General features: G+C 30.9%; 13 protein-coding genes. 7 read left to right on the plus strand and 6 right to left on the minus strand.

The window, feature by feature from the left end:
* Positions 1–188 precede the first annotated feature (188 nt).
* The 3 genes from ACJAX4_RS15300 to ACJAX4_RS15310 all read left to right on the plus strand — a co-directional run bounded on the left by ACJAX4_RS15300 (position 189) and on the right by ACJAX4_RS15310 (position 2,205).
* Positions 189–1,088 (plus strand): glycine betaine ABC transporter substrate-binding protein, encoded by a 900-nt coding sequence (locus ACJAX4_RS15300; protein ID WP_435790320.1) that lies wholly within the window; start codon positions 189–191, stop codon positions 1,086–1,088.
* A 154-nt stretch (positions 1,089–1,242) separates the two neighbouring features.
* Positions 1,243–1,659 carry a sulfatase-like hydrolase/transferase gene (locus tag ACJAX4_RS15305; protein WP_435790332.1) on the plus strand — a complete coding sequence of 139 codons (417 nt, stop codon included), beginning with the start codon at positions 1,243–1,245 and terminating at the stop codon, positions 1,657–1,659.
* A 387-nt stretch (positions 1,660–2,046) separates the two neighbouring features.
* Positions 2,047–2,205, plus strand: a complete 159-nt coding sequence (locus ACJAX4_RS15310; protein ID WP_435790321.1) for a hypothetical protein — start codon at positions 2,047–2,049, stop codon at positions 2,203–2,205.
* A gap of 216 nt (positions 2,206–2,421) precedes the next feature.
* On the opposite strand, the gene ACJAX4_RS15315 is transcribed toward ACJAX4_RS15310, so the two are convergent.
* Entirely contained in the window at positions 2,422–3,270 is an 849-nt protein-coding gene (locus ACJAX4_RS15315; RefSeq protein ID WP_435790322.1) for a BglG family transcription antiterminator, read from the minus strand.
* Between the two features lie 433 nt (positions 3,271–3,703).
* On the opposite strand from ACJAX4_RS15315, the gene ACJAX4_RS15320 reads away from it, so the two are divergent.
* Together ACJAX4_RS15320 and ACJAX4_RS15325 are read left to right on the plus strand one after the other, a co-directional pair.
* The gene (locus ACJAX4_RS15320; protein WP_435790323.1) at positions 3,704–5,125 is read left to right on the plus strand and encodes an IS4 family transposase; all 1,422 of its coding nucleotides are present in this window, start codon (positions 3,704–3,706) and stop codon (positions 5,123–5,125) included.
* Between the two features lie 356 nt (positions 5,126–5,481).
* The gene (locus ACJAX4_RS15325) at positions 5,482–6,282 is read left to right on the plus strand and encodes a mechanosensitive ion channel family protein (protein ID WP_435790324.1); all 801 of its coding nucleotides are present in this window, start codon (positions 5,482–5,484) and stop codon (positions 6,280–6,282) included.
* A 412-nt stretch (positions 6,283–6,694) separates the two neighbouring features.
* On the opposite strand, the gene ACJAX4_RS15330 is transcribed toward ACJAX4_RS15325, so the two are convergent.
* Entirely contained in the window at positions 6,695–7,525 is an 831-nt protein-coding gene (locus tag ACJAX4_RS15330; protein WP_435790325.1) for a 4Fe-4S binding protein, read from the minus strand.
* Positions 7,526–7,796: 271 nt separating this feature from the next.
* Positions 7,797–8,024, minus strand: coding sequence for a hypothetical protein (locus tag ACJAX4_RS15335; RefSeq protein ID WP_435790326.1), 228 nt, complete (start codon positions 8,022–8,024; stop codon positions 7,797–7,799).
* A gap of 253 nt (positions 8,025–8,277) precedes the next feature.
* Between ACJAX4_RS15335 and ACJAX4_RS15340 the strand changes: the two genes are divergently transcribed.
* Positions 8,278–9,162 (plus strand): phosphotransferase, encoded by an 885-nt coding sequence (locus tag ACJAX4_RS15340; RefSeq protein ID WP_435790327.1) that lies wholly within the window; start codon positions 8,278–8,280, stop codon positions 9,160–9,162.
* Between the two features lie 267 nt (positions 9,163–9,429).
* Here the strand turns inward: ACJAX4_RS15340 and ACJAX4_RS15345 are convergent, their stop codons facing one another.
* The 3 genes from ACJAX4_RS15345 to ACJAX4_RS15355 all read right to left on the minus strand — a co-directional run bounded on the left by ACJAX4_RS15345 (position 9,430) and on the right by ACJAX4_RS15355 (position 13,208).
* Positions 9,430–9,627, minus strand: coding sequence for a hypothetical protein (locus ACJAX4_RS15345; protein ID WP_435790328.1), 198 nt, complete (start codon positions 9,625–9,627; stop codon positions 9,430–9,432).
* Between the two features lie 91 nt (positions 9,628–9,718).
* Positions 9,719–11,458, minus strand: a complete 1,740-nt coding sequence (locus ACJAX4_RS15350) for an ABC-F family ATP-binding cassette domain-containing protein (protein ID WP_435790329.1) — start codon at positions 11,456–11,458, stop codon at positions 9,719–9,721.
* A gap of 250 nt (positions 11,459–11,708) precedes the next feature.
* Positions 11,709–13,208, minus strand: a complete 1,500-nt coding sequence (locus ACJAX4_RS15355; RefSeq protein ID WP_435790330.1) for a phytoene desaturase family protein — start codon at positions 13,206–13,208, stop codon at positions 11,709–11,711.
* Positions 13,209–13,544: 336 nt separating this feature from the next.
* Here ACJAX4_RS15355 and ACJAX4_RS15360 point away from each other — a divergent pair.
* The coding region (locus tag ACJAX4_RS15360; RefSeq protein ID WP_435790331.1) for an oleate hydratase at positions 13,545–15,109 on the plus strand (1,565 nt) is incomplete at its 3' end.

Here is a 15,109-nt window from a genome sequence, read left to right on the forward strand (position 1 = left end):
GAATATGCTATAAATTTATAGTGATATGTTTACAATAAATACATATATTAAGCACTAAAAAAGATGGATAAATGGTATCAATTGAAATTAAAGAATTAAATTTTAAAAGCTTATTGCATATCTTAGTTTGCTGGAATTCATAGCAAATTAAGATATATAAGATATATCTTCAAAGGAGGAATAAATTTATGATAAAAAATAATTTTAAGAAGCTGGGTGTAATAGCTCTAAGTCTAGCAGTTCTAACTTTTGTAGGCTGTAGTAGTAGTAGTAGTAGTAATAGTAAAAGTGCTGACAAATCTATTGGTGAGCAAATGGATTATAAAATTACAGGCATAGATGCTGGTGCTGGTGAAATGCAACTTGCAGAGAAAGCCATGGAAGCTTATAATACAAATTATACTGTTCAATCTAGCTCAGGTGCGGCTATGACACAAGCACTGGCAGATGCCTATAAAGATGAAAAACCAATAATAGTTACTGGTTGGTCCCCTCACTGGATGTTTAGTAAATATGACTTAAAATACTTAGAAGACCCTAAGGGTTCTATGGGTGGTGCTGAACATATAGATACTGTTGTACATAAAGGCTTAAAAGAAAAACTGCCTAGTGCTTATAAAATATTAGACCAATTTGCTTGGACTCCTGCAGACATGGAAGCTGTTATGCTTGAAATTTATGAAGGTGGAAGTATAAAAGACGTTACAAGACAATGGATTGATGACAACACAGATAAAGTAAGCAAGTGGACAGAAGGCGCAACAAAAGTAGATGGCGATGCAATCAAAATTGCTTATGTTGCTTGGGATAGTGAAATTGCCTCTACTAACATAATTGGAGCAGTACTTCAAGATATGGGATACACAGTTAATCTTACACAAGTAGACGCAGGACCAATGTGGGCCGCATTAGGTAGTGGAGATGCGGATGCTATTGTTGCAGCTTGGTTACCAGCAACACATAAAAAATATTTCTCTGACTACAAGGATACAATTGAAAATTTAGGACCAAACCTAGAAGGAGCAAGATTAGGTTTAGTTGTTCCTACGTACATGGATATTAATTCTATAGAAGATTTAGCTAAATAAATTACAAATAATAGAAACCTCTGTAAAGCTTCTGCTATACAGAGGTTTCTATTATTTATAGTCGGTTTTTATATGCTTATATCACCAATATCAGCTTGCTTCATATCTTAATACTAAGGACACATGAGCTCCTTAATAACTACTGAAGAATGTCATAGAATTTAAAAACCATCATGCCGCTAGCACTGCTTGCGCACCCAGTAGAACAAGTCTTTATACAGGGCAATATCCATCCCTGCATGGTGTCAGCCAGACTGATGGCGCTGCAAAGACCGCTTTTGACCCTGGCATGTTTTGGCTGGACCAAAATACAGTCCCAACTTTGGGAGATTATTTACGTGCATCAGGTTATGATACATTCTGGAAGGGAAAATGGCATGCTTCTCATGCTGATATTATAGTACCAGATACCCACGATTCTTACCTGACTTACGAGAGCCAAACAGGTATTCCAATACCTAAAAATCAACGTCTCTATTCAAATGCAAATAGGTTGAATAATTATGGTTTTGATGGCTGGATTGGACCAGAACCTCACGGCAGAGTTTACGCGACTGCTACCTATGTTTAATTTTGAAATTAATAGTTCGGTGCCACCTGTTCCCCCAGCACCTACAGCAAGCGAAAACTTGGATACCAAGCCAATAGCGCAGGCAACGAAACAGTAACTATGTTTTTGCGATCCCTGCGCGTTATAATTTTGCATACCCACTTGGATATAAAGAAGTAGCACTGATTCTAAAAGGCAACCCTTTTCATCCAATACAACCTGCAATTATAAATAGAATTATGTAACCAATATTAGCAATGTGACATACTTTACAGTGTACCAGGTCTATATTTAGTAACTTATAGCACATCTGCAGTTTGGACCACACTTCCCTATGGAACCAACGAGGCGATAATCCAATTAAAACTCAATCAAGCGCTATTAGATGGTTCAGAAACTAGAGTTCAAGTGTTAACACCACAGCCTGAAGAAAACCAAAAGGCAAATTTAGCTAAGACAGTTCTTGTTCGCGTAACTACCAGAAACTCATCCTTAACTTTAATAAGTACAAGCTTGCAAATTATGGGATTTGTAGACACAACAGTGACTGTTGTAAAAGTAGTATAATAGAAAGTTAATGTATAGGAATCGATCTTTTAGAAAATTAAAACTTCCAGTTTTTACTATGATCTCTGAGATCCTAATAGAAACTGGAAGTTTCTGTTTGCAATATTAATAATAGTGGTAATTTTTTATTGCGAAGAATACATCTCTAGATGATGCGAAATACAATTTCTAACTAAATAAAAGGAAATTCACTGCATGAATTCCCTTTTGATATATCTATGTTTTATAATATTTAAGTCTGTGTATATGTTTAGCCAAATATGAAGTCTCATCTTCAACAACTTTTAGTTCTAACTCATCTTCAATGAATTTAGAAATTTTTTGTGCCAGTTTGAAAGAAGAAACATACTGAGTCTTTATAGTATCTAATAATTCATTTTGAATAGGCATATCATTCAAAATTCTTTGAATAGCAAATTGAATATGAGTATTAAATCTATCATAACCAAGTGACTTTTTATCTATTTCAACATTTAATTCATCTTCAATCATTTTTATAATTGTCTTTGATATAAATGCATATTTCACCGTATTATACAATCGCCCATCATTTCTTGCAGATTGTATATGCAGAGCTATAAACCCAATTTCATCATCTAATAAGTGAATATTTGTTTTATCCTCAATCATAGTTGAGGCTTTTTGGGCCAATTCAAATTCTCTTGGAAAAAGGATCTGAGTTTCAACTAAAAATGGGTTTTCAACATTCTCATGGTTTTTAAGTCGCTTTAAAGTAACCGCTATATGGTCAATTAGTGACACATGAATTTTTTCATCTAAATCTTCATTTAGTTCTAAAGATATCATATATATTATTTCCTCACAAAGCGCAATCACTTCGACCTCAACACTATTTAAAAGCTTATGAAAATTAACTAAATTTATTTTATTTAAAATAGAAAGTTTTTTTTCAATTGACATATCTTTAGATACACTATCACCAGAATTCTTTCCAATGCCTATTCCTGTTTCATAAAGAATTTTCTCTAAATTTGCTTGATAAACTAACACAATATTGTTATTAAACACTTTAATCACATTAAAATCAGAAGTTCCAATTTCCATTAGTTTCCCTCCATGTTTTATAGATTGTATTTTTACCCGTTTTTTTATCTTTGTTTGCGAAGCGAGACTCCATTCTCTATAGATATAGACGAATTTTGTTTCCCTATCATTATCATTTAATATATTATTATATTCCTTATTATAGCATAATATACTAGAAACTATAAACTTTGATAAATTAGTTAATCTTAATAATCCAATTAATTTGTGTAAGGGGTTAGACCCCATAGCTATCAAGCTAACAGACCCTAATAATGTAAATTTAATATTGTAGCTTAGTGATTTACCTAAGCTACAATATTTTATTTTTAAAAATTAAGCTAATTATTATATATATAGGAGAATATTACACTCTTTGTTTTTTGTTTTAGCCTTAAATATTATAAAATTAGTATATAAATAATAAATGTACTAATGAGGGGATGTTAAACAAATGAACAAAAGATTAAAGCAACTACTAAAAATATTAAAAGAATTATATTCAATTGATTTTATTAAAAAGATAGCACTGGATACAAAATTCGTTAAAAGAGACAGTAAAATAACTGCAGAAATATTTTTATCACTGTGCCTATTTAGTGGTGAAGATTTGTGCAGATCAAGCTTATTACAACTAAGCACTAGGATAGGCGCAATGGAAGATATAACTATATCGCCCCAAGCTTTAGACCAACGCTTTAATAAGGAATCCGTAGCCTTTTTAAAGGCTGTATTTCAACAAATGTTAGAAAAGCAAAATAGAATTTTAAGAAATGATAATGCATTATTAAAATCACATTTTAAGAGAATAAAAGTAGTGGACTCAACAACTATAAGTCTTCCTAAAAATTTAAAATCAACATATAGAGGTAGTGGCGGAAGTTCCTCTGATGCCGCTGCAAAAGTACAATTAGAATATGAACTTTTTACCGGGAATTTTATTCAATGCGACATAATAGAAGGGGTATCAAATGATGCAGATTACCTACCTACACTCGAAAAAGGAATTGAACCAAATGACTTGCATTTAAAAGATTTAGGCTACTTTAAATCGGAGCACTTTAAATATATAGAAGAATGTGGAGCATATTATTTATCTAAACTTAAGAGCACTACTGCAATATATGTAAAAAACGATAATCCAGAAATAATGAGTAATGGTAGGGTAAGAAAAGATTCATTATATAAAAGAATAGATATCGAAGAAATAGTAAAGCCCCTAGCACAGAGCCAAACTATTGAGCTCTTAGATATCTATATTGGTAAAATCACTAAATTTAAAACCAGGTTAATTGTAACTAAATTAACCGAAGAATGCAAGAAAAAAAGAAAGGAAAACTTTTTGAAGATTGCTAAAAAAAAGAATAAGAAGAATATTAATAAAGATTCTTATTGGATGTCCATTAACATTTATATTACAAACATTTCTGTTGAAACAATTGATAAAGAGCAACTTCATGATATATATACCCTTAGATGGCAGGTGGAGTTGATGTTTAAAATTTGGAAGTCTATCTTCAAAATTCATGATGTTAAAAGCGTTAAATTAGAGCGATTTCAATGCTTTCTTTATTCTCGATTAACAGCATTGCTATTAACTTCTTCAATTGTTTCAACAGGCAAAAAAATCACTTATGAAGAAAAAAGGAAAGAAATTAGTGAGATAAAATCTTTTGCTATCGTTAAAGAGTTTTTTTCGGAAATTAGAGGAAAAATATTCAAAGGTGAGCTAGTCCTTTTTAATTTTTTGAATAGAATAATGAAGAGAGTTTTAAGGTATGGCAAAAAATCTACAAAGAGAGGACAAAAATCAACATATTTAATAATAGAAAATATGAGAATATACGAAAGTGAGTTGGTAAATATAGCAATATAATACTGTGAAATAATTGCATTGTTGAAATAATCATGCAGCTAAAATTGCAGGATTAATTAGTGTGTTCAAATATTGGTATTTTATATTATAAGTTGTGTTTAAACCTCATTAAAATTCAAATATAATTCCCAGTTAAATAAAATCGAAAAAAAATCAAACTAGGTAGATACTGATTTGCTTAGGTTGATAGCTATGGGGTTAGACCCTTGTCAAAAACTGGAACAGTTTTTGTTGCTAAATACCTTGAATGAGAATGCTACTATTAATTGTTCTTGTAATTGCAGTAAATGTCTGTTCGTGATATAATATGTCCAAAATCTATTAATTTAGGTACTATGAGCGAAAGGAGTCGTTGTATGGATAATATAATTAATTTGGGTATCCCTATTATTAAAAGCATAGCATTTGCTATAGTAACACTTATAATTGGACTAATAATTATTAAGTGGGTAACTGGTCACTTAAATCGCTACATGAAGAAATCATCCATTGATATTAGTTTAAAACCATTTGTTTTATCTTCAGTAAATATAACATTAAAAGGTTTTTTGGTTATATCTATTATTAGTATTTTAGGAATTGATACTAGTTCTATCGTTGCAGCACTAGCAGCATTAGGATTCGCGCTTGGATTAGCTCTTCAAGGTTCATTATCAAATTTCGCAGGTGGAATACTTCTATTGTTTCTAAAACCATTCAAAGCCGGAGATTATATAGAGGCTAATGGATACGAAGGAACTGTTAAGCATATGCAAATTCTTAATACAGAATTAGTTACCCCTGACAATAAGGTTATATATATACCAAATGGAAACCTTTCAAATGCTAGTATAGTTAACTATTCAGTAAATGACACTCGTAGAGTAGACTTTGCTTTTGGTGTTGGATATGATGCTGACAATGTTAAGGTTATACAGGCTTTAAAAGAAATTGTTGATAATCATCCCAAAATATTAAGAGAGCCTGAATCATTTATAAGAATGTCGGAACATGGAGACAGTGCTGTAGTATATACAGTTAAAGTATGGGTTAATGCAATAGATTATTGGCCAGTACATTATGATATCATTGAAATGGTAAAAAAAGATTTTGATGAGAAAAACATATCAATACCATATCCTCAAATGGATGTGCACATTAATAAAGACACGATGTAAAATATGATAATATGACAATTTTTAAGAGAAGCCATTTTAGGCTTCTCTTAATTGCATTTTAAGAATAGCAAGAATAACACTATCAGTTTAATCATTACTGCCCTTTCCTCATCTAAGTAAACACTTATACAGCCACTTTTCAGACCACCCTACGGTGAATATTCTACTTTTAAAAATTCTTCTTAATCTTCTCGTAATCACCTTTAAAGAAAGTACATTCTTTAATACATACTGTACACCATTTATTTCTTGATATCCATAGCGTTCTTCCTCCCTTAGTCTAACATAATCCATTAATTACTTATTACCGTCGACTACCTTTTTAGATTTCTTCTATTTACCTTATTCATATGGAATTTCGTCTAACCCTAATCACTCAATATCAACCACTAAAGCTTTTCCTTGCATAACTTTATTGCATTACTGGGATACCATCTTCACAAGGGACCTTTACCTGGCATTTTCCACAGCCATATCTAGGATGATTTTTCTCTAGTGTCCAATCCACATATTTTGAGCATAATGTATGACCTTTTCCCTCTTGAAAAGTGATTGCCTTTGGAGGACAATTGGAAATACATGCACCACACATAATGCAATAATCATATACACCTTGATATTCTCGTGTTGTAGGTTCATGCTTAAGATTTGTTATAATGCTCGTAAATCTTCCGGCAATACCTTTCTTTGTAATAATTCCTTTTGATAAACTAAAAGTCCCCAGGCCCGCTGCATAAGCAACATGCCTTTCTGACCAGTTACTACCATAATTATTATTATTAAGAGTTTTATTTTCATACATTCTAGTACCAATTAAAACTTTAAAGCGAGAATCCAAACCTGGAATAACACACTCATGCCCATCTTTTATAAGTGTTTTTTTTAGATGTTCTGAAAGTTCATTAATCAACAATTGCCCTTCATATCTACCATGTAACCATTCATATGAAGGTTTTTTCATATTTTTCCTGTTACCGTTTTTTACTTCTTTTGAAAATGGCAAAAATATTGATACAACTGTTTCAGCTTCCTTCAACCATTCTTTTGGTGGTATAAACATTCCATTGGTAATTTTTTCATCTGTTCTAAAGTCTTGAAACAACTTATCCTCTGCGTCTGCGTATCCAATTATTGGTGTGTCAAATATTTTTAATCCTACAACCGAATCATCTATTGCTTCACGGTCTGAAATAAAATTTTGCGGAGCATTTTCAATAAAATTTTCAACTAATTTCTCCAACATAAATCTCAACTTCCCCTCTATATTATAAATCACTCTTGGCATGTATTGAATTATTAAATTTTATAATATTGTTAACAAATTCCTCATCTTACATATAATTTGTTAGAATTGTAATTCACTATTTTCTACTAATTCTTCTATACACGCTCCTAAAGTCATTCCACATGAATTATTTATTTTTGGTTTTGCTATCTTTAGATATAATGTTAAACTTCATTTTTATTCTCCTCTCAAAATTAACTAATAAAGTGTGTCACATATAATTTTGAAATTATCTTATGTAATTTGTCATTACTTTAGGTTCAAACTCAGGTGTTTTTACTTCTTTAGCTGCTTCTTTAAGCTTTAGAATATACGCAATGTTTTTACCAAGAATTCTCATAGTTTGCTTTCCTTCTTCATCTCTTTCAGCTTCTCCTGGCATCATTCCATGAATAACATTCCAATAATTTGAACTAGCAACTATCATTTCACTATCCAACAGATAATGATTTAGCATATCAAAAGCACCAATCTCATACTCTTATTCATTTCATCTCTCCATTCCATCTATCCATTACATCAAAAATTACGAAGATTATTTAGGTACAACTTAACTCTTTACAACGTATTTGTCAATACTGTACTTAATGTCTATATTGGACAAAAACATCAGTACTTTACATAATAGCTAAATGTATATATAATTTAAATTTAATATAGTATAAATAAGAGCAATTACAATATTATATTTTTTTTATGGAGGTTTAAATATGCTAGAGAAAATAATTTATCCCACGATACAACAATTAAAAGATTTTGCATCAGTTAATATTAATAAATCTGATTCAATATCTCAAATTAATACAAATGGTTTATCTGCAGCAAACTTTTATAAATTCTCAGATAAATATTTTTTGAAGGAAGTGGATTTGTCAGAAGATTGGCTTTCATTAAGAAGTGCAGATACTGGTAGAGAATTTTATATTTTAAGAGATATTATAAATTCACCATTATGGGATATAGTAGACAATCCCTATATCGCTATAGCGAAAGAACATAATAAATATGCACTTTTGATGAATGATCTTTCAAAACAATTTAATCAAATTCAAAAAACCAACATACCGAATGAATTGAATATTAAGACTTTAGCAAAAATTCATGCTTCATTTTGGAGCGATACAACATTAACTGATAAACCATACTTGCTAAATTTACAAGGATACTTTGAAATGCTTGGCGCCAATGACAAGTATCAACATACTCAACAAAAAATTGGGTTAATGGTATTAAATGGATGGAAGAAAGTTGAAGATTTAATCCCTAAAGAAACCATGCTATTTCTTCATAATTATAAAGTAAACGCTAAAAGATTCTCTCATCTTCCCTGTACTTTTATTCACGGTGATTTCAGACCAACAAATTTTGCTTATGATTCCAAAGGTGATAAGTTGACTCTCATTGATTTTGCTTTTAGTGGGTTTGCTCCATGTACCGTTGATCTATTCTGGTATATTGCAACAACTACATGGCTAGGTGTAGATTATGATGAAACCATTAATTTATACAAATATCATCTTGAAAATGAAATTGGAAAATTACCTGAATCAGTATGGAATGAATTACTATCCGTTGGAATTCTAAGTGCTTGCTAAATGCAACTTTGGGAAAAAGCACTTGATTATGAAACTAATCCCGATGATTTTAATAATTGGATTGAACGATTAAATTCCGTTAAATGCATGCTTTGAAATATGCCTTTTAATTTATACATCAGGTGAATCTACTGCAATGTCGTCAAAGTTTAATATATTTTGTTTCACAAAAAAACTCCCATTTCTATAAAACTATAGAGATGGGAGTTAAACTCTATCCACAAGCCATTTTTCAATACTTTTGATATCTAACTAAAAATAGTATTTTCAAACACTTGTATGCGTAATTACAGTAGCATCATGATGATATGTGTTTTCATGACTTTTTACTTCGTCATAAGATTCTCCGTAAGTGCTGTAAGAGTTCCCATCCCATCCTCCAGGACACTTTGAACAATGCCCTTTGTATGAAAGTAATGTATTAGGAATTTTATCATTTGGTTTCTTTATAAGATTACTATTCATAATTAATTATAACCTCCTTTTTTTTATTATGTGGAATAGGGACATTTTTAAACTAGGTAAATAATAGATGTGCTATCGGTACTCACTAAATTTAAAGTAACTTAATCAGCTCTTCTAACTCCTGAGATAATTCTTTTGCAAGCGTAAAATCAGTGTTTTTTAAAGCCAATGCTATTTTTGTTTCAACTAATTTTTTCTTTTGTTCAATTTCTAAATAGTCTTTGTCAAAATGACTAGCGTAAATCATCTTTCTAAATTTTCGCATACTCATTTTTCTAATTGTGTTATCTTCAATCATTAAAACAAAATCCATACAGTTTACTATAGAATAGAAATCATGAGAAATCATTAGAATAGCACCTTTATAGTTTTTTATAGCTTTTTCCAGCGCTATTTGCGAATAGGTATCTAAATGACTTGTCGGTTCATCAAGAAGCAACATGTTTGCTTTACTAGCAGCAACTTTAGCCAATTGAAGTATATTTTTTTCTCCACCAGATAAAGAGCCTATCTTTTGATTAATGGCTTCTTCTTCAAAACCATAACCAGAAATATATTCTCTAACCTCTTGATTAGTTTTGAAACCAGCATCTAAGAACTCTCCAAGTATCGTATTTGACTCATTTAGTGTTTTGCCTTGAAGTTGAGACAAATAATCCACTTCAACATCTTCACTTATCTCAATGGAATCATGATTGTTTTCAAAAATTTCTTGAAGCAAAGTCGTTTTCCCGGTACCATTTGAACCGATAAGGGCTACTTTATCAGTAGATTTAATTTCGAAATTAACATTTTCTAGAAGCATATCATCAAATGCTAAACTGTAATCATTAACTTTTAGAGCAATGGTTTCTTCAATTACATTATCTGCAACTAAACTGATATTCGGCTCTATAATATCTACAAATGGCGCTTTAATTTTACGTTTTTCTAATCTTTCGTGAATTTTAATTCTAGCATTTAGAGATTTACCTGTAGAAGTTTGAGAATATTCAGTTGCGCGAAATCTTAGTTTTTTTATTAACATCTCGTTTCTCTCAAGTTCTTCATCATCAGTAATAGCTAGTTCTTGTAACTCAATTTTAGTTTGAAGTAGTGAGAAATTATAATCAATATAGCTTCCATCAAACTCTTGGAGCTCCATGTTTTCAAGGTGCAGAATTTTGTTAAAACAATTATTCAATATATATCTGTTGTGCGTAATAATTAACATTGTTCCTTTATGTGAATTAATTAGATTTTTAAGAGCATTAAGGTTTTCAAAGTCTAAAAACACATCGGGCTCATCCATAATCATTAAGTCTGGACTATTTAACATTTCCTTAATAACTTGAATAAGCTTGAATTCCCCACCACTAAGTTCAGATATCATTAAATCTTTATACTTGATTAAGTTTGCAAGATTTAGGGTTTTATTAATGTTGTTTTCGAAATCATCCCCATTAATCGCATTAAATGCGTCTAAAGTTTGCTGATACTTTTCTAGTAAAGTATCAATATCCAAAGAAGTTTCCATTTCGCTGCAAATAGATGTTATTTCATTTTGCAGTTTAATAAATTTTTCCCCTATATATTCAAAAACTGTAATTTCTTTTGTTTCGACCTGTTGTGAGAATTGACTTACATACCCAATTCTACAATTTGGATACATCTCGAGCTTTCCATCGAACATGTATTTTTCTGGATCCATAATTATCTCTATCAGTGTACTTTTTCCGCTACCATTTGTTCCTATAAACGCACAATGTTGACCATTTTCTAATGTAAATGAAATGTTATTATATAGATCCTTTTGTGGAAATGAGTAGCACAAGTTATCAACTTTTATCATTTTTATTACCTCTCTTTATCACTAAAAAAGAGCTTATAAAAATAAGCTCTTCAATATATTATCTTCTCAATTGCAATTTACATTTTATTTTTTATTTTAATGTAGTAAAGATATTCCGCTCAGTTTACCATTGATATCATAACATTTTTTAAGAGTAAATTCAATCATTTCATATTAAAGCTTCTCGTGATATCCGTTAATTCTAAAAAGCCTTTGCGTTCCAGGTACCCACCGTCTCATTAGCAAGTTTTTACTTACCATGCGGGCGGCACATTAAAACCTCTTCTGCTACCAGCTTGCTTGAAATTAACACCATAGATACACCAGTGCCTGGATGAACTGAACTTCCTACAAAATAAAGGTTTTTAACTTCCTTTAATTTTAAATGAGGCCTAAAGTAGTTAGTTTGAGTTAGTGTGTGACTTAGCCCAAAGGCCGTACCCCCATAGGAATTAAAAGAGTCTTTCAAATCTTTTGGTGTAAGGTAATTTTCGTATATAATATTTTTTTCTACATCCTCTAACCCATTTATCCTACTTAAGGTCTCAAAAATTCGTTTTCTGAAAGTTCCTTTAAGTTTTGCATTCCAATGAATTGTCTCAAATAATAAATTTGGTACACGTACCATAATATTTAAGATATCTTTATCTTTTGGTGCCATAGTGTCATCAATTCTACTTGGGCAATAGATATACAGAGAAGGTCTTTCTGGCAATTTACCTTCAAAAGGTGCTTCAACATTATTTTTAAAATCCTCCCCTAAAAAAAGATTATGTACTTGGAGCTGAGGATACTTTTTCTTTAGACCAAGATACATTATAAATGTAGAACATGAATATTTCATTCTAGATATTTTTTCATCATCATATTCGCCCTTGTATTTTTTATCTTTGATAAGCTCTGTCACTGCATATGGAAAATCTGCATTACATATAATTATATCTGCTTTTTCAATTTTCTTACTGGTTTTTATGCCATTAGCAACTCCATCTAAAATTAATATTTCTTCTATGTTTGTTTCGGTTTCTATAGTACCACCTAATTCATATATAAGTTTTTCAAGCGCTTTTATGTATGAATACATACCCCCTTTAAGGTGCCAAACACCATATAGCTCTGATATAGTTGGAACTATGGTATAAATATTGGGACCATTAAAAGGAGATATGCCTACATATAATGCTTGAAAACACAGAAATTCACGAAGTTTTTCATTGTTAATGTATTTTGATACATAATTGTACGTATTGGATAAAGTTCTACTCTTTAGGGCCATACTCATAGTAAGTGGATTAAAAAAATCCTTTGGCTTTATAAAAGTTTTATTTAAAAAATACTTATTAGCAATAAGATATTTTTCATAGGAATCCCCTAAAAACTTCAAATACCCTACACTATCTGATTTAGAAATTGATTCCAAAGTTTCTATTAATTTAACCAAATCGCTACAAAAATCATACCTGCTTCCGTCAGTATAATTAACTCTATATATAGGGTCTACACTGATAAACTTAAGATAATCCTCCCAGTTTCTATTTGCAAAGCTAAATACCTCCTTATACTCCTCAGGACGCATTAAAATAGATGCCGTCAAGTCAAAACGAAAATCATCTTCCTCTATAATATTGACCTTTCCACCAATTCTTTCTTCTTTTTCATAAATCTTTACCTCATATCCTCTACTGAGTAGCCTTACAGCTGTTGCTAAACCTCCAACCCCAGCTCCTACAATTATAATTTTTTCCCTCACCTTAACTTCTACTCCTTTTGTATAAAAATTATGCCTATATCTTAGCTTTATCTATTTTTAATACAATATACTAAATATCTGTCCTATCTTTGAATATCAGTTTGCCTCATAGCATGTCTGAACATGTTCTGCATTCCTGAAGATAAACTTCACAAATCAAAGGTTTTGTTGCAAATTTGCACACTCTACCTCTTTTGATGATTTACTCTCCTTTATAAAAATTATATTATTGTTATAGACAATCCAACAAAAAAAATTCTATACTAAATAAAAAACTTACTACTGGATTCTTTATACGTAGACCAAAACTTTAAATTAAAAGGAGATAGATTAATTTTGATAAATTATGAAAGAATTAAAACATTAAAACCTGAAGGAATTGAAAATAAAAAAGCATATCTAATTGGTGGAGGTATCGCCTCATTAGCCGCTGCTGAATACCTAATTCGAGATGGTCATATGGACGGTAAAAATATTACTGTTTTAGAAGAAAGGGATATTTTAGGTGGTTCTATGGACGGTGCTGGAAATGCAAAAGATGGATATGTTGCACTTGGCGGAAGAGAAATGGAAGAACATTATGAATGTATGTGGGATTTATTTGGAAAAATACCATCATTAGAAGAACCTGGACGAACTGTTTTAGATGAATTTAAAGAACTAAATGATAGTGATCCTAACTACTCTAACTGTCGTGCGATTGCTAACCGTGGAGAAAAACTTGATTTTTCAAGTCTTGGACTAGCAGAAAATCATGTTAAACAACTTACTAAATTGTTTCTTGCTACAGAAGATTCTTTAGGAGCAATTACTGTTGAACAATTTTTCGATGCTTCAATGTTAAAAACTGATTTTTGGTTATATTGGAGAAGTATGTTTGCATTTGAAAATTGGCACAGTCTTGTAGAAATGAAACGTTATATGCACCGTTTTATACATTTAATGCCAGGAATGAGCAAAATGGAAGGATTAGTATTCACTAAATACAATCAATACGATTCAATGATTCTTCCACTAAAAAAATCATTAGAGTCACATGGAGTAGTATTTGACTTAAACACACAAGTAACTAATTTAGATATAGATATAACTGCAGATAAAAAAACAGTTACAGGAATTCATTTAACTCGTAATGGTAAAAAAGAAGAACTTATTAAAACTACAGTAAATGATTTAGTATTCTTTACTAATGGATCTATGACTGAAAATGCTACACTTGGAAATATGGATAAAGCACCTATATTAGATAGAAGTGAAGGCGCCTGCTGGAGTCTATGGAAAAAAATAGCTAAAAAAGATAGCGCGTTCGGTAAGCCAGAAGTATTCTGTGGTGATATTGATAAAACTACATGGGAATCATATACAATAACTGCTAAAGGTCCTAAAATGAGAAACCTTATAGAGACATTTGCTGAAAGAAAGATATCTCCTCATCAAACTGCAACAGGCGGAATAATAACAGTTAAAGACTCAAACTGGTTATTAAGTGTTACTGTTAATAGACAACCTCAATTTACTGATCAACCTGATGATGTTATAGTCCTATGGGCATATGCTTTATTCCCTAATAATGAAGGTGATTTCATTAAAAAGAAAATGAGCGAATGTACTGGTAGAGAATTATTACAAGAACTTTTATATCATTTAGGAATTGATGAAAAAGATATGGATGAATATATTGATACAACAATTGTAATTCCTTCTATCATGCCTTATATTACAAGTCAATTTATGCCTCGTGTTAAGGGAGATAGACCACAAGTTGTACCTGCAGGTAGTACAAACCTTGCATTTTTAGGTCAGTTTGCAGAAGTTAAAGATGATTGTGTATTTACTGTTGAATATTCAGTTCGTTCTGCTATTATGGGTGTATATACTTTACTTGGACTTGAAAAAAATCC

The sequence above is a fragment of the Clostridium sp. genome, from assembly GCF_051278035.1.
Taxonomy (GTDB): Bacteria; Bacillota; Clostridia; order Clostridiales; family Clostridiaceae; genus Clostridium_AD.

Excerpts from the sequence above, each read along its gene's own strand:
- ACJAX4_RS15300 (WP_435790320.1), top strand. The coding sequence starts at position 189 with ATGATAAAAAATAATTTTAAGAAGCTGGGTGTAATAGCTCTAAGTCTA.
- ACJAX4_RS15315 (WP_435790322.1), bottom strand. The coding sequence starts at position 3,270 with ATGGAAATTGGAACTTCTGATTTTAATGTGATTAAAGTGTTTAATAAC.
- ACJAX4_RS15320 (WP_435790323.1), top strand. The coding sequence starts at position 3,704 with ATGAACAAAAGATTAAAGCAACTACTAAAAATATTAAAAGAATTATAT.
- ACJAX4_RS15325 (WP_435790324.1), top strand. The coding sequence starts at position 5,482 with ATGGATAATATAATTAATTTGGGTATCCCTATTATTAAAAGCATAGCA.
- ACJAX4_RS15330 (WP_435790325.1), bottom strand. The coding sequence starts at position 7,525 with ATGTTGGAGAAATTAGTTGAAAATTTTATTGAAAATGCTCCGCAAAAT.
- ACJAX4_RS15335 (WP_435790326.1), bottom strand. The coding sequence starts at position 8,024 with ATGCTAAATCATTATCTGTTGGATAGTGAAATGATAGTTGCTAGTTCA.
- ACJAX4_RS15340 (WP_435790327.1), top strand. The coding sequence starts at position 8,278 with ATGCTAGAGAAAATAATTTATCCCACGATACAACAATTAAAAGATTTT.
- ACJAX4_RS15345 (WP_435790328.1), bottom strand. The coding sequence starts at position 9,627 with ATGAATAGTAATCTTATAAAGAAACCAAATGATAAAATTCCTAATACA.
- ACJAX4_RS15350 (WP_435790329.1), bottom strand. The coding sequence starts at position 11,458 with ATGATAAAAGTTGATAACTTGTGCTACTCATTTCCACAAAAGGATCTA.